The 20,732-nt window shown below is 72.5% G+C and carries 16 protein-coding genes, 1 tRNA gene and 1 other RNA gene; 9 read left to right on the forward strand and 9 right to left on the reverse strand.

Translation table 11 applies throughout. From position 1 onward, the window contains the following. Positions 1 to 91: 91 nt before the first annotated feature. The 3 genes from IEY78_RS32560 (at position 92) to IEY78_RS32570 (ending at position 4,572) form a co-directional block, all read left to right on the forward strand. On the forward strand, positions 92 to 940 hold the full coding sequence (locus IEY78_RS32560; protein ID WP_189104517.1) for an ATP-grasp domain-containing protein: 849 nt from the start codon (positions 92 to 94) through the stop codon (positions 938 to 940). A 190-nt stretch (positions 941 to 1,130) separates the two neighbouring features. Next, positions 1,131 to 3,407 carry a terpene synthase family protein gene (locus IEY78_RS32565; RefSeq protein WP_189104519.1) on the forward strand — a complete coding sequence of 759 codons (2,277 nt, stop codon included), beginning with the start codon at positions 1,131 to 1,133 and terminating at the stop codon, positions 3,405 to 3,407. A 283-nt stretch (positions 3,408 to 3,690) separates the two neighbouring features. Continuing rightward, on the forward strand, positions 3,691 to 4,572 hold the full coding sequence (locus IEY78_RS32570) for a chitin-binding protein (protein ID WP_189104521.1): 882 nt from the start codon (positions 3,691 to 3,693) through the stop codon (positions 4,570 to 4,572). A gap of 168 nt (positions 4,573 to 4,740) precedes the next feature. On the opposite strand, the gene IEY78_RS32575 is transcribed toward IEY78_RS32570, so the two are convergent. Both IEY78_RS32575 and IEY78_RS32580 read right to left on the reverse strand, forming a co-directional pair. After that, positions 4,741 to 5,718 (reverse strand): NAD(P)H-binding protein, encoded by a 978-nt coding sequence (locus IEY78_RS32575; RefSeq protein ID WP_189104523.1) that lies wholly within the window; start codon positions 5,716 to 5,718, stop codon positions 4,741 to 4,743. Between the two features lie 57 nt (positions 5,719 to 5,775). After that, positions 5,776 to 6,162, reverse strand: coding sequence for a nuclear transport factor 2 family protein (locus IEY78_RS32580; protein ID WP_189104525.1), 387 nt, complete (start codon positions 6,160 to 6,162; stop codon positions 5,776 to 5,778). A gap of 353 nt (positions 6,163 to 6,515) precedes the next feature. On the opposite strand from IEY78_RS32580, the gene IEY78_RS32585 reads away from it, so the two are divergent. Continuing rightward, positions 6,516 to 7,223: a TetR/AcrR family transcriptional regulator gene (locus tag IEY78_RS32585; protein WP_189104527.1), complete on the forward strand. Its 708-nt coding sequence runs from the start codon at positions 6,516 to 6,518 to the stop codon at positions 7,221 to 7,223. A 129-nt stretch (positions 7,224 to 7,352) separates the two neighbouring features. Here IEY78_RS32585 and IEY78_RS32590 read toward each other — a convergent pair whose 3' ends face one another. Next, complete coding sequence (locus IEY78_RS32590; RefSeq protein ID WP_189104529.1) at positions 7,353 to 7,925, reverse strand: TetR/AcrR family transcriptional regulator; 573 nt, start codon at positions 7,923 to 7,925, stop codon at positions 7,353 to 7,355. A 1,061-nt stretch (positions 7,926 to 8,986) separates the two neighbouring features. Here IEY78_RS32590 and IEY78_RS32595 point away from each other — a divergent pair. Both IEY78_RS32595 and IEY78_RS32600 read left to right on the forward strand, forming a co-directional pair. Then, positions 8,987 to 11,161: an ABC transporter ATP-binding protein gene (locus tag IEY78_RS32595; RefSeq protein WP_373294292.1), complete on the forward strand. Its 2,175-nt coding sequence runs from the start codon at positions 8,987 to 8,989 to the stop codon at positions 11,159 to 11,161. A gap of 85 nt (positions 11,162 to 11,246) precedes the next feature. Further along, positions 11,247 to 12,902: an APC family permease gene (locus IEY78_RS32600; protein WP_189104531.1), complete on the forward strand. Its 1,656-nt coding sequence runs from the start codon at positions 11,247 to 11,249 to the stop codon at positions 12,900 to 12,902. 112 nt (positions 12,903 to 13,014) lie between these two features. On the opposite strand, the gene IEY78_RS32605 is transcribed toward IEY78_RS32600, so the two are convergent. The 5 genes from IEY78_RS32605 to IEY78_RS32625 all read right to left on the reverse strand — a co-directional run bounded on the left by IEY78_RS32605 (position 13,015) and on the right by IEY78_RS32625 (position 16,504). Continuing rightward, the gene (locus IEY78_RS32605) at positions 13,015 to 13,644 is read right to left on the reverse strand and encodes a hypothetical protein (RefSeq protein WP_189104533.1); all 630 of its coding nucleotides are present in this window, start codon (positions 13,642 to 13,644) and stop codon (positions 13,015 to 13,017) included. Beyond that, positions 13,641 to 14,084, reverse strand: a complete 444-nt coding sequence (locus IEY78_RS32610; RefSeq protein ID WP_229700317.1) for a lasso peptide biosynthesis B2 protein — start codon at positions 14,082 to 14,084, stop codon at positions 13,641 to 13,643. The genes IEY78_RS32605 and IEY78_RS32610 overlap by 4 nt, the downstream gene beginning before the upstream one ends. After that, entirely contained in the window at positions 14,081 to 14,335 is a 255-nt protein-coding gene (locus IEY78_RS32615) for a lasso peptide biosynthesis PqqD family chaperone (protein ID WP_189104534.1), read from the reverse strand. Before IEY78_RS32615 ends, IEY78_RS32610 begins: the two co-directional genes overlap by 4 nt. A gap of 5 nt (positions 14,336 to 14,340) precedes the next feature. After that, positions 14,341 to 16,164 carry a lasso peptide isopeptide bond-forming cyclase gene (locus IEY78_RS32620; RefSeq protein WP_189104544.1) on the reverse strand — a complete coding sequence of 608 codons (1,824 nt, stop codon included), beginning with the start codon at positions 16,162 to 16,164 and terminating at the stop codon, positions 14,341 to 14,343. Positions 16,165 to 16,369: 205 nt separating this feature from the next. After that, positions 16,370 to 16,504: a lasso RiPP family leader peptide-containing protein gene (locus tag IEY78_RS32625; protein WP_189104536.1), complete on the reverse strand. Its 135-nt coding sequence runs from the start codon at positions 16,502 to 16,504 to the stop codon at positions 16,370 to 16,372. 948 nt (positions 16,505 to 17,452) lie between these two features. On the opposite strand from IEY78_RS32625, the gene IEY78_RS32630 reads away from it, so the two are divergent. Then, positions 17,453 to 18,715 carry a competence protein CoiA family protein gene (locus IEY78_RS32630; RefSeq protein WP_229700319.1) on the forward strand — a complete coding sequence of 421 codons (1,263 nt, stop codon included), beginning with the start codon at positions 17,453 to 17,455 and terminating at the stop codon, positions 18,713 to 18,715. An 89-nt stretch (positions 18,716 to 18,804) separates the two neighbouring features. Here IEY78_RS32630 and IEY78_RS32635 read toward each other — a convergent pair. Further along, positions 18,805 to 18,892, reverse strand: a tRNA-Ser gene (locus IEY78_RS32635). Positions 18,893 to 19,023: 131 nt separating this feature from the next. Here IEY78_RS32635 and ffs point away from each other — a divergent pair. Together ffs and IEY78_RS32645 are read left to right on the forward strand one after the other, a co-directional pair. Continuing rightward, positions 19,024 to 19,122, forward strand: an RNA gene (gene ffs / locus IEY78_RS32640) — signal recognition particle sRNA small type. A gap of 44 nt (positions 19,123 to 19,166) precedes the next feature. Beyond that, a partial coding sequence (locus tag IEY78_RS32645; protein ID WP_189104538.1) for a DNA polymerase III subunit gamma and tau occupies positions 19,167 to 20,732 on the forward strand: 1,566 nt, incomplete at its 3' end.

Here is a 20,732-nt window from a genome sequence, read left to right on the forward strand (position 1 = left end):
CGGGGGCGGCGGGGGCCGCCGCGCCGGCCGCGCGCACCGTGCCGGCCCTCCCGCGCCCCGCCCGCCCCACCGCGCCGATCGGCGGCGGCCGGTGAGGATCGGTCTGCTCACCGCCGACCCCGGCCATCCGCTGCTGGCCGCGCTCACCGCGCTGCTGACGCCGGAGCACCGGGTCATCTGCCTGGACCCGGCCACCGCCACCGCCGGCCCCGGCCTCTTCCCGCTCGCCGATGTCTATCTGCTCAAGGCACGCACCCCGCGGGCGCTGGCGCTCGCCGCGTTCCTGGAGGAGCACGGCGCCCCGGTGCTCAACTCCGCGGCGGCGACCGCCCGCTGCCAGGACCGGGTCGCGATGGCCGAGGTGGCCCGCGCGGCCGGGCTGCCGTTCGCCGCCACCACCGCGGTGACCACGGTCGGCCGGCTGGCCGCGGCCGGGGAGCCGGCCGGCCCGCTGGTGCTCAAGAGCCGGTTCAGCCGCCGCCACGACCTGGTGGCCCGCGCCGACGGCGCCGCACGGCTGCGGGAGCTGGCCGCCGACTGGGCCGAGGAGCCGGTGGTGGTCCAGGAGTTCACCGAGAACAGCGGCTGGGACCACAAGCTGTGGGTGGTCGACGGCCGGCTCTTCGCCGGGCTGCGCCGCTCGGAGCTGGCCCCGGGCGGCCGCGGACCGACCCGGTCGCTGCCGCCCGGCGAACTGCCCGCGCGCTGGCGGGCCGCCGCGCTGCGGGCCGGCGAGGTCTTCGGCCTGGAGGTCTACGGCGTGGACGTCCTCGACGCCGGCGACGGCGCCCCGCTGCTCGTGGACGTCAACGCGTTCCCCGGCATCCGCGGCCAGGCCGGCGCCCCCGAGGCGCTCGCCGCCCTCGCCCTGCGCACCGCGGAGACCGGTCCGAGGGCCGCCACGAACGAAAGAAAACTGCCAGAAGTCAGCGGCAGATAAGCCTGGTTCGGAGCTGCTCGAACCAAAGCGGCATGGAGGCGGAAGCTCCTCCTCCATAAGGCCTAAGCCGCCGGTCACCGGGGTAGCGCTGCCCCCGTCAAGGGGGGCGTGGACCGGCGCGCCTTCCTCCCGTGCGCAGGGGATCCGCAGGGATACCCGCAGGGAAAGCGAAGGAAAGAGGCCAGCAACGGTGTCGCAGCAGCCATTCGAATTGCCCACCTTCTACACGCCCCACCCGGCACGGCTGAACCCGCATCTGGAGGCGGCCCGCACGCACTCCCGGACCTGGGCGCGCGGGATGGGAATGCTGGAGGGCTCCGGCATCTGGGAGCAGCGGGACCTCGACGCCCACGACTACGCCCTGCTGTGCGCCTACACCCACCCGGACTGCGACGCCGACGCGCTCTCCCTGGTCACCGACTGGTACGTCTGGGTCTTCTTCTTCGACGACCACTTCCTGGAGGAGTTCAAGCGCTCGCTGGACCGGGCGGGCGGCAAGGAGTACCTCGACCGGCTGCCGGCGTTCATGCCGATGGACCTGTCCACGCCCGTTCCCGAGCCGGCCAACCCGGTCGAGGCGGGACTCGCCGACCTGTGGGCGCGCACCGTGCCGCACATGTCCGCGGACTGGCGGCGGCGGTTCGCCGAGAGCACCGAGCATCTGCTGAACGAATCGCTCTGGGAACTCTCCAACATCGGCATCCACCGGGTCCCCAACCCCGTCGAGTACATCGAGATGCGCCGCAAGGTCGGCGGCGCGCCCTGGTCGGCGGGCCTGGTGGAGTACGCGACCGGCGCCGAGGTGCCCGCCGCCGTCGCCGGATCCCGTCCGCTGCGGGTGCTGCGGGACACCTTCTCCGACGCCGTCCACCTGCGCAACGACCTCTTCTCCTACCAGCGGGAGACGGAGGAGGAGGGCGAGCTGAGCAATGGCGTCCTGGTGCTGGAGACCTTCCTGGACTGCACCACCCAGGAGGCCGCGGACTCCGTCAACGACCTGATCACCTCGCGGCTGCAGCAGTTCGAGAACACCGTGGTCACCGAACTCCCCGTGCTCTTCGCCGAGCAGCGCCTGGACGCGGCGTCCTGCGCGGACGTGCTGGCGTACGCCAAGGGGCTCCAGGACTGGCAGTCCGGCGGCCACGAATGGCACCTGCGCTCCAGCCGCTACATGAACGGCGGCGGGACCGCGGCCCGCCCCGCGCCCACCTGGTCGCCCTTCTCCCTCGGCGGCCTGGGCACCTCGGCGGCGGACCTGCACACCGCCCTGGCCACCGCCGCCGGGCCGCGCCTGCGCAGCACCACCCATGTGCCGCACCCCAAGGTCGGCCCGTCCCGCATCCCCGAGATCTCCATGCCGTTCACCACCACCCTCAGCCCGCATCTGGAGGGCGCCCGGGGCCGGCTCGTGGCCTGGGCGCACCGGATGGGCATGCTGCGGCCGCAGCCCGGTGTGCCGCTGTCCGACGTCTGGGACGAGCCCGCGATGATCCGCCACGATCTGGCGCTGTGCGCGGCCGGCCTGCACCCCGACGCCACCCCCGGACAACTCGACCTCGCCTCCGCCTGGCTGGCCTGGGGCACCTACGCCGACGACTACTACCCGCAGGTCTTCGGGCGGCCGCGCGACCTCGCCGCCGCGAAGCTGTGCACCGCGCGGCTGTCGTCCTTCATGCCCCTCGACCTCGCGGCCCCGGCGTCGCAGCCGGTCAATGCCCTCGAACGCGGGCTGGCCGACCTGTGGGCCCGTACGGCGGCCCCGATGACCCCCGAGGCGCGCCGGACGTTCCGGCAGGCCGTCGACGTGATGACGGCGAGCTGGCTCTGGGAGCTGGACAACCACGTCCAGAACCGGATCCCCGACCCGGTCGACTACATCGAGATGCGCCGGGCGACCTTCGGCTCCGACCTCACCATGAGCCTGAGCCGCCTCGGCCCCGGCCGGCAGGTCGTCCCGCCGGAGGTCTACCGCAGCGGCACCCTGCGCGCCCTGGAGAACTCCGCCGCCGACTTCGCCTGCCTGCTGAACGACGTCTTCTCGTACCAGAAGGAGATCGAGTACGAGGGCGAGCTCCACAACGGGATCCTGGTCGTCCAGACCTTCTTCGACTGCGACTACCCGACCGCGCTGCACATCGTCCACGACCTCATGGCCTCGCGCATGGACGAGTTCCAGCACACCGCCGCGCACCAACTCCCGGTGGTCTGCGACGACTTCGACCTCTCCCCGGAGGCCCGCGCGGCGCTCGACGGATACGTCCGCGAGCTGGAGAACTGGATGGCCGGCATCCTCACCTGGCACCGGGGCTGCCGCCGCTACACGGAGCCCGAGCTGCGCCACCCGGCCGGTTCGCCGGGGTGGCTGGGGGCGCCGGGCGGGCTGGGTACGTCGGCGGCGCGGCTGCATCGGGTGGGGGCGGGAGCGGGAGCCGGTGCGGGTGCGGGAGCGGGTGCGGGGGTGGGGTAGCCCGGGGGCCTGGGGGCTCGGGGGTCTCGGGGGTCCTGGGGACCCGGGCGGCGGCCCGTAGGGGGAGGGGGCCCGGTCCGGGGGTCGGCGGGGTGGGGACGCCACGCCGGTCGGCCCCCCCCCGTACGCCTCGCGGCATGTCCTGCTGCGTGGTGAATATCCCTTATGAGGTGAATATTCTGATGATGCGTCGGGAACCCACATGGCGACATCCCGTAAGGGCCAGACCCGGGCCGTTCGGACCGCCGCCCGTGGCTGACGAGGAGTTCCGACTGTGCGACGCATGACCGCTTTCCTTGGCGCCCTGGCCCTCACCGGGGCGTTCGCGGCCTTCGCCCCCCATGGCGCCCAGGCCGTCACCGGCGTCATCACGTACCACACCCGCCCCGAGAACCGGCCGCACGAGATCCTCGACCCGGGCGACGACCACTGCTACGGCGTGGGGGACGGCTACGGCACGGTGGACAACGACACCCCCACCGACCTCTACCTCTACAGCTCGCGTGACTGCACCGGCCCCAGGCTGACCGTGGTGCCCAGCCGCGACTGGCGCAACGTCAGGTTCGGCAGCCTCCAGCTGAGCCCGGACGGCCCCCGCGAGCCGCAGCCCTCCGTCGACCCCGGCCCCTCCGACCGGCCGGACCCGTCCTCCCGCCCGGACCCCGCACACCGTGCCGACCGGTCGGATGACGACGACCCGTCGGACGCCGGTGACCCCTCGGACGCCGGTGACCCCTCCGACAACGGCGACCCGTCGGACAACTCCGACGCCTCGGACGACCAGGAGCGCCCCGCCAACCCGGAGGACCCGGACGGGACCCGGGGGACGAACAACGTGCAGGGACACGGACAGGTGCAGGGCCACCGGGAGGCCCAGGGACCGGTACGGGTTCAGGCGCACGGGCAGGCGCAGGGACACGGGCGGGTTCAGGCGAACCGGCAGGTTCAGGGCCAGGGCCAGGGACACGGGCGGGTTCAGGGGCAGGTCCACCGTCAGGTGCAGGGGCATGGGGCTCAGGGGCACCGGCAGGTTCTGGGGCACCGTCAGGTGAAGGTGCAGGGGCACGGGCGTGTTCAGGGGCACGGGAAGGTGCAGCACCCGCGTGTCCAGGGACACGGGAGGGCGCAGGGACACGGGCAGGTGCAGGGGCACGGGAAGGCGTAGGGCGCGGGTGGGGGCGGTCGGCCGTGTGATGGGGCCGGGTCGGGCCTAGTCGGGTCGGGTCGGGCCGGGGCCGGGGGCTGGGGTGCGGGCTGATGGATGGCGCCACGGTGCCGTGCAGCGGCCACCTGGCCCCCGGCCCCGGCCCCCGACCCATGGCCCCGGTTACCGCTACCCCGCCGCACGGATCAGGAACTCCCGGAAGCTCCGCGGTGGGCGGCCCGTGAGGCGTTCGACGGTGTCGGTGACGCGGTCGTCGGCGCCGTCGGCGATGGCCCGGTCCAGCCCGGCCAGCAGGGCGGCGAACTCCGCGGGCAGAGAGGCGGCCAGGCGCTCCCGGAGCTGTTCGACGGTGAGGGAGCGGTGGCGCACGGGCCTGCCGGTGACCTCGGTGACGAGGGCGGCGATGTCGTCGTAGCCGAGGGCCTGCGGGCCGGTGAGGACCAGATCGCCGGCGGGGGCCGTCTCGTCGGTGAGGGCGTGGGCGGCGACGGCGGCGATGTCGTCCGCGTCGATGAAGCCGACCCGGCCGGTGCCGGTGGCGGTCAGCAGGACGCCGTCGGTGCGGATGCTCTGCGCGTGCGGATGGTCGCCGGTGAAGTTCTGCATGAACCAGGAGGGCCGCAGCACCGCCCACTCGTCGACGTGGTCGGGCAGCGCCGCATGCACCCGGCCCACCCCCGGGCCCCCGGCGGGGAGGGCGGAGGAGCTGAGGAGTACGACGCGGCGCGCACCGGCCGCACGGGCCCGTTCGAGGAACGGCAGCATGACCGCGGCCGGGTCCGGGTCGCCGACGGGCGGGACGAGATAGAGCCGGGACGCGCCCCGCAGGGCGTCGTCGTGAGTGGCGGGATCGTGCCAGTCGAAGGGCACACCCTCGGCGCCGGGCAACTCCGGGGCACGGCGGGCGGCGGCCCGGACCGGGTGGCCGAGCGCGACCAGCCGGGCCACGAGACGGCTGCCGGTGTTCCCGGTGGCACCGGTGACCAGGATGCTGCCACGGGCCGGATCGGCCGGGGGCGAGGTGGTGCGGGACGGGGCCTCCGCGCGAGCGGGGGTCGCGTGGGCCGAGGGCGTGTGGAGCGGGGGCGTGTGGGCCGCGGGTGTGTGGACCGAGGGTGTGTGGGTCGGGGTGGGGCTGTCGTTCATGAGGCTCCGTCAGCGTGCGGGGGCGGTGTGCGTGGTGGGCCGGGGCGTTGTGTGCCGTCAGCCCTCCCGGGCGGTGCGGGTCTTCGCGGCGTCCATGGAGGCCGGTACGCCCAGCGGGTTCCAGTAGTCGCGGTAGCGGGTGATGCGCCCGCCGACGGCCGTCATCACGACGACGTAGTCCATCGCGTACGGAGCGCCGCTCGCCACGATCCGGCCGGTCGCGCTCATCTCGACGACGATGGTGTCCGGCCGCCCGGTCCGGTGGATCTCGACGTGCGGAAAGGCGTGGAGATCGATGTGGTCGGGGTAGTCCCGCAGATACCCGGCGACCGCCGCCCTGCCCTCCAGCCGCCTCGGATAGCCCTCCGGAGCAAACGGAAACTCAAACACGGCGCGCTCGTCACACAGCGCCACCCATCCGTCAACGTCCTTGTCCAAAAGCATCCGCAGCCCACACCGAAAGAGCTCCGACGGGGTGGTGGCTGGTGAGGTGGGGTCTGGCGGGGTGGTTGCTGGTGTGGCGGTACCTGGTGACGAGGTGCCTGGCGAGGAGGGGACGGGCGTGTGGGGTGCCGGCGTTCGGTTCGCAGCGGGTGGCGCCGGTGCTCGGGACGCGGTGGTGGGCATCGACGTTCGGGGTGCGGCGGGTGCCGTGCGGTCGTGGTGGGCGGCGTCGTTCATGGGGTGCCTCGCCTCTACACTGACGGGAATACGATACGGACCAGTGGTCCGCTTTGCCGTTACCGCGACTATACGGACCGCCGGTCCGTTTCGTAAAGGGGAGGTCGGAGACCGCCATGGCCGAACGCAAGGCGCGCGCGGACGCGCTCCGCAACCGCGAGGCCGTCCTGACGGCGGCCGATGAGCTTTTCGCCCGCAGCGCCAGCCCCCGGAGCGTGTCGATGGACGACATCGCGGCGGCGGCCGGTGTCGGCAAGGGCACGCTCTTCCGCCGCTTCGGCGATCGCACCGGCCTGATCCGGGAGGTGTTCGAGGCACGGATCGAGCCACTGCGGCATGCCGTGGAGGAGGGCCCGGCGCCCCTCGGCCCCTCGGCCGCACCACGCGACCGGGTGCCCGCGCTGCTCGACGCCCTCCTGCGCTTCAAGCTCGACCACCGCCATCTCTCCCTCGCCCTGGAGGAGTCCGGCAGCGGCAGCCCGTACGAGGGAGCGTCCTACGCGTGGTGGCACAACGTGCTGCGCGAAACCCTCCAGCGGCTGCCACATCCGCCGGAGGCCGCGGGGCGCGCGGGAGCCGCTGAAGCGGACGAGGAGAGCGGCAGCGTGGAAAAGGACGCGGACGGGTGCACAACGCCCGACCCTCGGGCCGGGGTGCTCGACCGGGCGGCGGACTGCGACTTCACCGCACACGCCCTGCTCGCCGCCACCCGCGCCGACCTGGTCGAATACCTCGTCGACCAGGAGGGCATGACGCCCCACCGGATCCGCGCCCAACTGGCCACCTACGTAAGCCGAGTACTCAGCGAAGACCAGGCAACCTGACGCAACCGCGGTCGGCTTCAGCAGGGCGGCCCGGCCCGGCACGGCATCCCGACCGGCACGGCGTCCCACCCAATGACGTGCGCCCTGCCGCTGCGCGCGCTTACCGCCGCGCACGTACAAGAACCGCGTTCAGCCGGGCGGCATCAGCCCGGACAGTGTCGCCTCCACCAGGCCGCGGGCGTACGACGCGTCCAGCGGGCCCGGACGGAACACCAGCCGGTACATCATCGGCGCCACGATGTGATCCATGACCACCTCGGCGTCCGGCGCCTGTTCGCCCCGGTCGGCCGCGCGGGCGAGGATGACGCCAACCTGCTCGGCGGCGTAGGCCGAGCACTGCCCCGCGTTGCTGCCGTCCGGATCCCCGGCGAGCGCGTCACGGATGTAGGCCCGGCCCGGGGGTGAGGCCATCTCCTCCAGGAACTGCTCGGCCCAGGCCTCCAGATCGGTGCGCAGGGCTCCGTGATCCGCGGGCTCCGTCTCGGGGCGGAGGCGCTCAACGGCCACGTCGGACAGCAACTCCTGGAGGTCTCCCCACCGGCGGTAGATCGTCGACGGGGTGACACCGGCGCGGGCGGCGATCAGGGGAACGGTCAGCGCGGCACGGCCCTGTTCGGCCTCGAGGTCACGCACGGCGGCATGCACCGATTCCTGGACGCGGGCGCTGCGCCCCCCGGGGCGGGTCATCGGCCTGGGGCTCATGGCTCCACCTTACGACTTAAGGCGAAGGAGTTGCTTCAAGGGGGAGGGAGCCAGGGAACCAGAGGGCAGGGAGCCAGGGAACCAGACGGCGAGGGCACAAATGCGGAGGCCCGCAGCCCCGGCTCCCCGGCCCCCGAACCGCGACACCCACCCTGCGACATGAACCGCACCCCCACCCCGGGATCGACCCCCGGCATTCACTCCGCGACCCACCCCTGCGCCCTCCCGCCAGATGTCAGCGACGGCGCGGAGAGGGGCGCCGGGGTGGTGAGGTTCGCCAGGGTGCTTGGGGACCAGGGGGGGGCACGGCGTGCGCGGCACGATCGTCGTCCGCAGCGACGGGTGAGGGGCGGTGACTGACGGTTCCCACGTGCCGCCGACTGAATGAGTCGCCGACGGTGTTCCACACTCGACGCTGCGTGAGGGGCCCGCCGGCAGGCCGGCGGAAATCGGCCGCCCCGTTCCCAGGCAGCACCCCACCACCCCATCCCCCGCCCCGTCCAAACGTCAGTCGCCCCCGCCCCCACCAGCCCCGACTTCCCGTCAACTGGCCATTCGGCGCTGGGGGAAATGCCGGGCGCGGGGGCTTTTCGGGCCCCGCCGGTGGGTGTCGTGGAGAGGGGTAAATCGGTATCCGGAGAGTAGCCGCCCAACACCCTTTGTTACGTTTGAGAAGAATATTGGCTTATGTCTGAATTTTCACGCAAATCAGCTTGTTGGAGACAGGTGAGCGTCGTAGCTTGGGAGTTGTCGTAGCCGGTATCGGTTCGACAACAAGGAACACACTATGAGGAGGCGAAGATGAGCTTCCGTAAGGTTTTCCCGAGAAGGCGCAGGCGTGACCACGACCGTCGTGGCCGCGGACGCGGATACGACGACTGCGGGCGCGGACGCCGCAGGCGCGATGGACGAGGCCGGGACCGCGGACGCGGTTACTGACCCTCACCCCTGAGTTCGAGGCTGGCTCGCGTACCGCGCGGGTCCGCCTCGTTGGTTAGGGGGCCCGTGCCACGTGGCCCCGGTCAACAGCCGAAGCAGCAGCGACGAGATGAGTCGCGACCATGCATCTGCGCAGCTCACGCCGGCGCCGAGAGCGCCTCGAAGCGCCTCAACGAGGTGCGGAACCACCACCCGTGGGACGGGGACCCGTCCTGCCCGGCGGCGATTCCCCGGGTAGCGATGCGCCTGGCAGCGATGCTCCGGACAGGGGTTCTGCGAGCGGCGAATCCCCGAGTGGGGAATCTCCGAGCGGGGAATCTTCGCGTAGAGAATTTCCGGACCGGGATCCTGACGACTACGGCGACCGTGACGGCTCCGGGCTTCCGGGGGCCGCGACGCGGACCTGGGGGCGGCCGCCCTCGGACACGGACAACGTGTTCCACCAGCTCGTCGTCGACACCTCGATCCGCACCCGGCGGGTGGGCTTCAAGGAATCCGTACGCCGATTCTGGCCGCTGACCCGCGGCGACCGGCGCTGGATCGTCATTGTCTGCCTGTGCGCCATCGTGGCCGCGCTCGCGGAGACCGCGGCCATCCTGCTCTTCGCCCAACTCACCGACAACGCCCTGCAGAAGGGCTCGGTCAGCGCCTTCTGGGGACCCGCCGGACTGTGGCTCGCGGTGGCCGTCGCCGGCGCGATCGTGGGATATCTGGGCAACTCACTCGCCGCCTGGACGGCTGAACGCTTCGTCATGCGGCTCAGGGCACGGGTCTTCGCACATCTGCAGAAGCTGCCCCCGCACTTCTTCCAGCGCAACCGCCGGGGTGACCTGGTCGAGCGGATGACCGGCGACGTGGACGCCATCGAGCAACTGGTGGTCACCGGCCTGGTGCAGGCGGTCTCGGCCGGTTTCGCCGTCCTCTTCTACGCCGGTGCCGCGCTGTGGCTGCGCTGGGACCTGGCGCTCGCCACGTTCGCCCTGGTCCCGCTGTTCCTGATCGCCGCCAGCCGCTTCACCGGCCGGGTCAAGGAGGTCTCCCGCCGGGAACGCGTCGCGGACGGCGCCATCACCTCCGTAGTGGAGGAGGGGCTGGTCAACGTCGTCCTGACGCAGGCCTACAACCGGCAGCGCGACGAACAGGCGCGGCTCCGCCGAGAGGCCCGCCGCTGGCTGCGGGCCTCGGTGACCAGCGCGCGCCTCAACGAGCTGTACGGGCAGCTGGTCGAGGTCCTCGAAACGATCTGCGTCCTCGCGATCATCGGCCTGGGCGCCTGGGAGATCTCCGCCGGACGGATGTCCCTGGGCCAGCTCCTGGCCTTCGCCGCGTTCATCGGCTACCTCTATCCGCCGATCCGCGGACTGGGCCAGCTCGGCCTGACGGTCACCGAGGCGACCGCCGGAGCCGAGCGACTGCTGGAGATCCTCGACGCCCGGCCCGCCGTCACCGATCCGGAGCCCTCCGACGTCGTGCCGGCGCCGAAGCGCGCGGTCGGCGCGGTCGAGGCCTGCGGGGTCGGCTTCCGCTACCCCGGCAACACGGACGAGGCCCTCCACGACTTCTCGTTCAGCGCGGTACCCGGGGAACTCGTGTGCATCACCGGCCCCAGCGGTGCCGGAAAGTCAACCCTGGCCGCCCTGCTGCTGCGGTTCTACGACCCGGACATTGGCAGCGTCCGGCTGGACGGCATCCCCCTGCACCGGCTGCCCCTCGCCCAGATACGCAGCAACATCACCCTGCTCCCCCAGGAGACCCTCGTTCTGCACGACACGGTGGAGGAGAACATCGCCTGCGGGCGCGACGTCACCCACGACGATGTCGTCCGCGCCGCCCGGGCCGCCGACGCCCACGCCTTCATCACCGACCTCCCCGACGGCTACGAGACGGTCATCGCCCCCGGCACCTCCCGCCTCTCCGGCGGTCAGCTGCAACGCGTCGCCATCGCCCGCGCCATGCTGCGCAACGCGCCCGTACTCCTCCTCGACGAGCCCACCACCGGCCTGGACACCCTCGCCGCCCAGCGCATCCTCGGGCCGCTGCGCCGCCTGGCCGAAGGCCGCACCACCCTCGTGATCACGCACGATCTGGCGCTCGCCGCGGACGCCGACCGCGTCCTCGTCCTCGACAAGGGACGGCTGGTGGAATCCGGCACCCACGCCCAACTCCTGGCCCACCACGGCCTGTACGCCACGCTGTTCCACACCCGCCCGCCCCATCAGAACGGCACCACGCACCCGCACGACGCCTCGCCCACCGTCAGCCCCCTCACGGACGGGGGCCGACGGGCGGCCGGGTGACGGGGTGACGGGGTGACACCCAGCGCGTCGGTCCCACCGGCCCCGCCTGCCGGGCCCAAGATGGTCCCGTGAACCAGGAGCGCGCGTGACGAGGCCGGCCACAGCCGGGAGTGACAGCGCCGCTGGAGCCCGCCACCTCCGCCGGGCGGTCGGGTTCTGGGGGCTGATGTTCATCTCCCTGGGATCGATCATCGGCTCCGGCTGGCTGCTGGGTGCCCTCACCACCGCCGCCATCGCCGGACCGGCGTCCCTGGTCTCCTGGGTGCTCGCCTCGGCGATGCTCGCCGTGCTCGCACTGGCCCACGCGGAGCTGGGCGCCACCTACCCGATCGCCGGCGGCACCGCCCGCTTCCCCTTCTTCGCCTTCGGCCCCCTGGTGGGCTTCACGGCGGGCTGGATGTCCTGGCTGCGCTCGGTCCTGATCTCGCCGATCGAGGTCGAGGCCACGCTCTCCTACCTGGACCGCATCGGCTGGGTCCACGACCGGGTGCGGATGCTGCACCCGAACGGCACCCTCACCGCCGCGGGCCTGGTCGTCGGGACCTGCTTCATGCTGCTGTTCACCCTCATCAACGTCCTCGGCGTACGACTGCTGTCCGGGATCAACTCGGTCACCGCCGTGGTGAAGACGGCGGTACCGCTGCTGACCGTGGTGGTGCTGATGACGCTGGCCTTCCACGGCTCGAACTTCACCGCGGGCGGCGGCTTCGCGCCGCACGGGGCGCACGGCGTCTTCGCGGCGCTGCCCGCCGGAGTGGTGTTCGCGCTGCTGGGCTTCGAGCAGGCCATCCAACTGGCCGGTGAGGCGCGCAATCCGCAGCGTGACGTCTCCCGCGCGGTGATCGTGGCCATGGCGGTCGGCACCGGCCTCTACCTCCTGCTGCAGATCGCCTTCATCGCCGCCCTGGACCCCGGCGTCCTCACCCACGGCTGGGACAACCCGGTGGGCAAGGGCAACTTCGGGCCCTACGCCACCCTCGCCACTGCCATCGGGGCCGGCTGGCTGGCGACCATCCTCTACGTCGACGCCGTGATCTCCCCGGCCGGCACCGGCCTGGTCTACATGGCCGGCGCCGCCCGCCTCACGTACGCCATGGGCCGCGAGCGGGTCCTGCCCCGGCCCCTCACCCAGCTCGGCCGCAGCCGCGTGCCGGTCGTCTCGACGCTCCTCGCCTTCGTGGTCGGCGAGCTGGCCTTCCTGCCCTTCCCCAGCTGGCAGGCCCTGGTCGGGCTGGTCACCTCGGCAGCGGCGATCATGTACGCGTTCGCGCCGGTGTCCCTGCACGCGCTGCGCGTCCGCGACGGCGGCCGCCACCGCCCCTACCGCCTGCCCCGCGGACCCGTCATGGCCCCCGCCGGGTTCGTCTTCGCCAACTTGATCTTCTACTGGTCCGGTTACGAGGCGGACTGGAAGCTCGGCCTCGCCGCCCTGCTCGGCTTCGCCGTCCTCGCGCTCACCCGCCGCGGCATCCCGGTGGCCGAACGCAGCGGCCTGCGCGCAAGGTCGGCCGTCTGGATCTGGCCCTGGCTGGGCGGCATGGTCCTCATCGGCCGCCTGGGACGCTACGGCGGCATCCGCGCCCTGCCGGCCTGGTGGGACCTGGTCATCGTGATCGTCTTCAGCCTGGTCATCCACTACACCGCCGTGCGCCTCGCGATGCCGCCCGAGGCGGTGAACGCGGCCGTCGCACGCGAGGAGGAGGGCGAGTCGGTCCCCCCGCAGACCACCGCCGGACCCTGAGCGACCGTCCTCGTTCGTCAGGTACGCGGCGAAGTCCCGTTCCGCCCGGCCGTGCGCTCGTCGGCCCAACTCCTTGCCCGCGTCGCAGGCCGTCTCGGCGCCCGGGCCGCCGCTACCGCTTCGGCAGGCGCCGCTGCGCCCACCGTTTGACGTCCGGCCACTCGCGCGGGAGCCCGGCGAAGACGTCCCGGCCGTCGTCCGCCGCCTCCGCCACGAGGTCGGCGAGGTCCGGCGTCCGGCTCAGGAACAGCGGATCGCGGGCGCGTACGGCGGCCCGCACGGCCAGGAACGAGACCGGTGGCTCCGGGACCGTGCGGCCGCGGTGGTCGGCGACCTGCTCGCCCAGCGGGAACTTCCCGAACATCACCCCGACCGGGCCGTAGAGGTTCTTCAGCGCCCAGTGCGGCCATGCCAGCACCTCCCGGCCGGCGCCGAACACCGCGAGGTTCTCGCAGACCAGCGCACCACGGGGACGGCTCAGCCGGGTCCGGACCCACTCCGCCGCCCGCACCCCGGCACGGAACACCTCCGCCTCGACCTCCGGCGGCTCCCCCGCCGCCTCGTACACCGTCCATGCCGTCAGCCCGTGCTCCACGGAGGGGGCCAGATAGGGGCAGTGGACGGACATCGCCCGCACATAGTCGGTGATCTCCACCGTCGTGGGGCGGGTGGTGCGGCTCTCGACGAGCCGGAGCGCGCCGGCGGCGGGGCGGTGCGCTCCGTCCGTGCGCACGGCGGTCATCGGGCGGCCCCGTCCGGCCGCGGGTGGGGGAGGGGCGGCACGGTCAGCAGTGGCTTGAAGTAGTCCTGGGGATGCGGCTCGCCGATCAGCCGGCCCTCGGCCTCGACCCAGGCGTGGGCGGCGAACGGGTGGGTGCGCACGCCGGTGCTCCAGGTGGGCCACACCCCGCGGGCCCGGCACAGCAGCGCGGTGGCGAGGGAGCGCTGCAGGCAGTTCTGCCCGGCGCAGCGCAGGCTCACCGAGACGACCTGGTCGCGTGCCCGCTGCGCCTGGCCGGCGTCGGCCGGTGCCGCCCCGCGGCGGGCGAATTCGAGGACGGTGCGCAGCCGCAGCGGTGTGAGGCGGGCGAGCGGCCGGGCGACCCCTACGGCGAGCAGCGGCAGCAGGCGGCGCCGCAGGGGGAGCCGGGCCCGCCGGTCCAGCGCCATGGACTGGCTCATGGGGCCACCGTCAGCTCGGCGGTCCGCAGTTGCCCGACCACTGCGGCGACGTCGTGACGGGCCCGCTGCGGGTCGATGCCATGGGCGGCGGCGAGGCCGTCGGCGATCGCCTCGGGGGTCTCCCCGTCCAGCAGGCGGTGCAGTACGCGGCTGCCGGTGACATTGAGCTGCCAGTAGCGGCCGGTGCGCTGATGCAGCAGCACCGTGCCGTCGTCGGTGTCCGTCATGGAGACGTCGGGATGGAGCCGCATACGGGTCAGACCTCCGAGGTGACAGTGCCGTTGCCGGTACGGGGGGCGGTGCCGGGGCCGAGGGCGGTGCGCAGCCAGGTCTCGCAGCCGAGCACGCTCTCCAGCGCCTGGGCGGTGGTGTTGTCCGGCTGCGGGCGGCCCAGCCACAGCCGGAGCGCGGCGGTGTCGATCAGACCGCGGGCCGCCAGCGCGGAGTCGGCGAAGAGGTCCAGAACGGCGGGCAGGTTGCGGCGCAGCCCCCGTCTGATGTCCTCACCGAACTCGCCCTTGGTGGACCGCGCCCGGATCGCGTCCGGCACCAGGACGTCCACGGCATCGGCCAGCAGGGGCTTGTACCGCCAGGGCCCGGCGTGCAGATGCGCCGGGACGCGGAGCACGGCGTCCAGGACGGTGTCGTCCAGATACGGCATGTCCAGCTCCACCCCGGACTCGGCGTACAGCCCGGCCAGCAGCCGGTAACTGGCCGTATTCGAGCGGATCATGAGCAGCGTCGTGTGGGTGGCGAGGTCCTCGGCGAGGGGGCGCGCGCGGTCGGCGGCGCGGCGCAGTGCGTCCCGGGCCAGCGCGACCCCGTCGGGAGTCATCCAGGGCGCCGCCCGTACGGGGCCCAGGCCCCAGCCCAGCGCCGGGCGCCGCAGGGGCGGGCGGGGCTCGGTCAGCAACTCGGCCTGCTCCCGCCACCACGCGGGGAGACTTCCCGGTTGTGCGAGCGCGGCGAGCGTCGCCTTCAGCGGCCAGCGTTTCAACGCGCAGTGCGCCCGTACGTGCTGGAGGGCCGTCACCGGATGGCGGCGCAGCAGCGCGTGCAGATAGGTCGGCATCGGGGAGAACAGCTCGTCGCCGCCGTGCCCCGCCAGATGCCGGCGGGCGCCGCGGTCCGCGAGCAGCCGGGCGCCCCGGCGGATCCGGGCCGTCGCACGCGTCAGCGAGACGGGCTCCTCGGCGGACACCGCGCGGCCGGGGTCGGCGAAGATCTCCGGGAGTTCGTGCTGCGGCACGACGAGGTGCTCGGCACGGTCGAGCAGCCGCGAGGCATGCCCCGCGTAGGCCGCGTCGTCGTTGCCCGCGTCGGCCTCGCCCCAGCGGAAGGTCAGCAGCCGGGGCGTGTGCCGGGCCGCCAGAAAGCACAGGGACGTCGAATCCAGCCCGCCGGACAGGTCCGCGCTCAACCGGCCTTCCCGGGGTGCGCCGCGGTCCACCACGGAGGTCAGGGCATCCCGTACCGCCGTAGTTCCGGCGCGCAGCGAACGGTCCGGCTCGGGCGGACTCCACCACACCGCTTCGCGGTCCCGGTTGCCGTCCCACAGCAGGCAGTTCTCCGGGGCGAGCGTGCCGATGCCCGACCATGCGCTGCGCGCGTTGGCGGGATAGGGCACCTGGAGCCCGCAGGCGACCTGCAGCGCCAGCGTCTCCTCGTCGACCCCGGCCCCGGTCATCGCCGCGAGCACATCGGACCGGTCCGCGGCGATGCGCACCCCGTTCACCCGGGTGTGGAAGACGCGCCGCAGCCCGGAGGCGCTGCCCTGCAACCGGACCTTCCCGTCCACCGAGGCCACGACGTGGCAGGACCCCAGCAGCGACGGAACGGCCCGCTCCACATCGGACATCCGGGACACGCGCGCGGCGATCCCCGCCAGCCCGTCCTCGCTGACCGGGCACGACCCGAACACGGCGAGCCGCACCGGTCCAACCGAGGCCACCCGCATCTGGTCGCGAGGCCACTCACCGACCAGCCACGGCCGCCCGGAGGCGTGCGCCACCACGCCGGCCTGCGCGAACGGCACGAGCGCCCGGATCTCCGCACCGTCGGCGGTGTCCGGCAGGACCACGAACCCAGCACTCAACTACGCCATCCCCCCCCGCCAGCCGCCGGCCGAAGAGCGCCCCGCGGGGAAGCGCCGAATGCCTCGACACCGCGGCGGGCCCAAGCCCTCATGCAATGGAGAAGGAGACCGGGCTCCGTACCGGCAGGCCCGGCTCCCCCATCGGTCACTACTCCTGGACTTCTGACCTTCCGGACTTCCGGCAGAAGGCCTACCAGTAGTAGTTGAAGAACCAATCGGGCGCCGTACCGTGCCAGTTGCCCAGGGTGTCCTCGGTGAACTCACCGACCTCGACCAGCATCGGTGGAATGTATTCCGTGGGCGCCTGCTCGGACTGCTCGGGCATTGCCACCTCCGTTTTTTGCCACCAGCAATACGGACTTGCTGATTGCGGAACGTAGCACCGGGCCGATCTCCACCTCTGTGATCTGAATCACATGAACTCCCCAGTGGAATGGGGCCAGTTCGCAAGAAAACCAGCTCTGTGTATGCGCCACCCACAAAACCGGAGGACGAAAAATTCCGGACGAGCCACACCGCCGGTACCCCCACGTGAGTGAACGACGCGAGTGCGAAGGCGCTGGTGCCGCCCCTGGCCCCGGGCTCCCGACCTCCCTCATGCGGACCGAACGGCCCCACGCCGACGCCGCACTACGGGCTCACGCCCCCGGCGCACCGACCCCACACCGCCCGGCAATCCCACCACCGCTCATGACCGCCGCGTGCGAGCGCCCGGGAAAGCGCGGTTTCGCCCCACCCGTAAGCGGATTCAGCACGGCCGCTACCGCCGTTCACCGCCCCACACAGGAACCAGCAATTCCCGCCTAGCACCCCACTCTTCGACATCCACCCTTCACGCCTCTCTCCCCACCCCCACGACGAGATCGAGCCATCCCCCGACAAATCCTCGAACGGGAAATCCCGCAAAACCCGTTCGACGGTTTACCACGGCCCACTCCACTAATTCCCTTACGCACCAAGGGAATCGACGACGCGGAGAATCCCCCGGCGGCCGGTCAGAAGCGCACCGATCGATCCCGCGTGACGGACGGAACGGCGAGCACGGCATCGAACGCCGCCGGAATCCGGACACGCTGCACCGAACTCTGCATCCGAATCCGATCGAGCAGCGGCACCCCTTGAGCGCCGCAGATGGTCAAAGCCCCCGAACCGACCTCACCGCCGTGGCACGCCCCAACCGTCAGCCGGGATGGCCTCGGCTCAGCCGCTGATCGCCAACGGCGTTGATCTGGCGTCCTGTTGAGGTGTCAGTGGTCGTCTCTATGGTGGAGAGATGGCAAATGGGGTGTGGCACACCGGATATGGCATAGAGATCAATCTGTCCCTGCCCGACCTCGGTCACCCGGGGCGTCCCGATCTGCTGCGGGAGATCACCGCCAGGGTCTCCGATCGCGACCCGCAGCTGCTCGAATGCCTCGCACACCACGACGGACGGGAATGCCTGTCGGAGACCGGCGGGAAGTCTCCGTGGATGTTCATCCGTCGAGGCCGGCTCGGGGGCAGGCGACCGCTCGTGGCCTCGCATCTGCCGATCACGCACAGGGCGACTCCGGCGGAGAGCGCCCAGCACAAGGCCACCAAGGAGCGGATCGTCGAGACCGCCGGGCGTTACGGCCTGGACGCCGAGGCCGAGATTCCCATGGCCAACCGGCGGAGCGTGTCGGACGCCGTCGTCACCGGTCCTGACGGTCGCAGGATCGGCTGGGAGATCCAGTACCACCACCTCAGCCCCAGCAGCGTGCACCGGCGCTCGGCCAACGCCGTGGAGCACGGCATCACCCCGCTCTGGGTGGCGAAGGACCGGACAGCCTCACTGATCGACCGGGCTCCCTGGGCACGCGTTGATGACATGCCGTGGAAGGACATCGCCGACGGCAAGGAGATGGTGATCCGCGGCGGGTACCGGCACCTCGAGGTCTGGAAGTGCGTACCGAGCGGAGTGCGCCACTGCCTCCTCAGCGAGGGTGCCGGCCATTGCGGCGCGGTGCACGCGGACTGGTTCGTGCCCGCGCTGTGCCTCCCGCGGAAGAAGCCGGTCCATATCGAGGACCTGGTCCTGCAGAGCGCGACGGGGCAGAGCGTGCCGGTCTACGTGCCCAGCCGGGGGAACGGGCGTGCCGGGCGCCACATGTGGGTGTCGGCAGCCGATCGTGCGCTGTGGGAGGAGATCGTCGGCGAGGAGACGCCCTTGCCCGCAGCGCCGGTCGAAGAGGACGACGACGTGGTCACCTTCGCCGAGCAGGAGATCGACCGTACCTGCCGGGCAGGCGACGACAGCTGGTCCGCCAATGACGCCCGGCCGCTTCGTGATCTCGACCAACCGACCGGTGGCTGCACCCTCCCCCGCCTGCCGCCCCCACGCTCCTGCGACCCGATACGGATCACTCCCGTCGAGAGGGCGGCAGCCTCCGCGGCGCTGGGCTGCCCGCCGTGGGAACTCGGGCTGTGCGACGGCTGCAACCAGCTGATGCGGCGGCACGGACGGAACGCGGCCATGTACTGCAGGGTGTGCCGAGCCGTGCTCAACGGGCGATAGCCGGAGCTGCCGCCAAGAACTGCGACTACAACGTTGAAGGGCCCCACCGCGAACGGTGGGGCCCTTCAACGTTGTGCCCGGTGAGGCACTGGCGGAGGATACGAGATTCGAACTCGTGAGGGGTTGCCCCCAACACGCTTTCCAAGCGTGCGCCCTAGGCCACTAGGCGAATCCTCCGCCGCAAACAATACAAGACGTTGGGGAGTGCTCGCGAACATGATCCGGAGGAGGGGGTCGGCGAGGGGGTGGAGGGGTCGGGGGGCGGGGGTCCGGGTCGTTTTCGGGGCCGGGGATCCGCTACTGTGGTGCGCAGCCCCTCACGTGGCGCTATCTGACTGAACTCCCCCAGGGCCGGAAGGCAGCAAGGGTAGGTCGGCTCTGGCGGGTGCGTGGGGGGCGCTTGCGTTTGCGGGCCGGTCGGTTGTCAGTGCGGCCCGATATCGTCGTATGCGTGTCGTCCCTCGCGCTGTACCGCCGCTACCGCCCCGAGACCTTCGCCGAGGTCATCGGGCAAGAGCACGTGACCGATCCGCTGCAGCAGGCATTGCGGAACAATCGCGTCAATCACGCCTATCTGTTCAGTGGGCCGCGTGGCTGCGGCAAGACGACCAGTGCGCGGATCCTGGCGCGCTGCCTCAACTGTGAGGAAGGTCCCACCCCCACGCCCTGCGGGACGTGCCAGTCGTGCGTGGACCTGGCCAGGAACGGGCGGGGCTCGATCGACGTGATCGAGATCGACGCGGCCTCGCACGGTGGCGTGGACGACGCCCGTGAGCTGCGGGAAAAGGCCTTCTTCGGGCCGGCGAGCAGCCGGTACAAGATCTACATCATCGATGAGGCGCACATGGTGACCTCGGCGGGCTTCAACGCCCTGCTGAAGGTCGTCGAGGAGCCGCCGGAGCATCTGAAGTTCATCTTCGCGACCACCGAGCCCGAGAAGGTCATCGGCACGATCCGGTCGCGAACGCACCACTACCCCTTCCGGCTGGTGCCGCCCGGGACGCTGCGCGAGTACCTGGCCCAGGTGTGCGGGCGGGAGGACATCCCGGTCGCGGACGGTGTGCTGCCGCTGGTGGTGCGTGCCGGTGCCGGGTCGGTGCGTGACTCGATGTCCGTGATGGACCAGCTGCTCGCCGGTGCCGCCTCCGACGGTGTGACCTATGCCATGGCGACGGCGCTGCTGGGCTACACCGACGGATCGCTGCTGGACTCGATCGTGGAGGCCTTCGCCGCGGGGGACGGGGCGGCGGCCTTCGAGGTCGTGGACCGGGTCATCGAGGGCGGCAACGACCCGCGGCGCTTCGTGGCGGACCTGCTGGAGCGGCTGCGGGATCTGGTGATCCTGGCGGCCGTGCCGGACGCGGGGGAGAAGGGGCTGATCGATGCCCCCGCCGATGTCGTGGAGCGGATGACGGCGCAGGCGTCCGTCTTCGGGGCGGCGGAGCTGAGCCGGGCCGCCGACCTGGTCAACACGGGCCTGACGGAGATGCGCGGGGCGACCTCGCCGCGGCTGCAGCTGGAGCTGATCTGCGCGCGGGTGCTGCTGCCGGCGGCGTACGACGACGAGCGGTCGGTGCAGGCCCGGCTGGACCGCCTGGAGCGGGGTGTCGGTGCCGCGATGCAGGGCGGGGCCGGTGGCGCGGGCGGCGCCGCGGGCCCCGGGGGAGACCCCGGTCCCGGGGCCCCGCCGGTGGTGGCGTCCGGTGGCGGGCCCGCGGCGGGCTATGTGCCGGGGCCGGAGGCGCATCCGCCGATGCCGCCCGCCGGCCCGTCCGGCCCGGCCGCGGCGCGTGCCGCGGTGCGCGGCGCGAGCGGTGGCCAAGCGAGCGGTGGCCAAGCGAACGGCGGCCAGGGGGGCGGCGCGGCCGCTCCGGGGCCGCAGACGGCAGGTACGGCGGCGTCCGGCGGCCCCGCGGCCGCACCCGGCCCGGAGCAGCCGGGCGGACCCGCGAGGGCGCAGCAGGGCGCCCCGGCGGAGCCGCAGCAGCCCTCCGGGCAGGACGGCGGCCCCGCGGGC

Source organism: Streptomyces kronopolitis (assembly GCF_014646275.1).
GTDB lineage: Bacteria > Actinomycetota > Actinomycetes > Streptomycetales > Streptomycetaceae > Streptomyces > Streptomyces kronopolitis.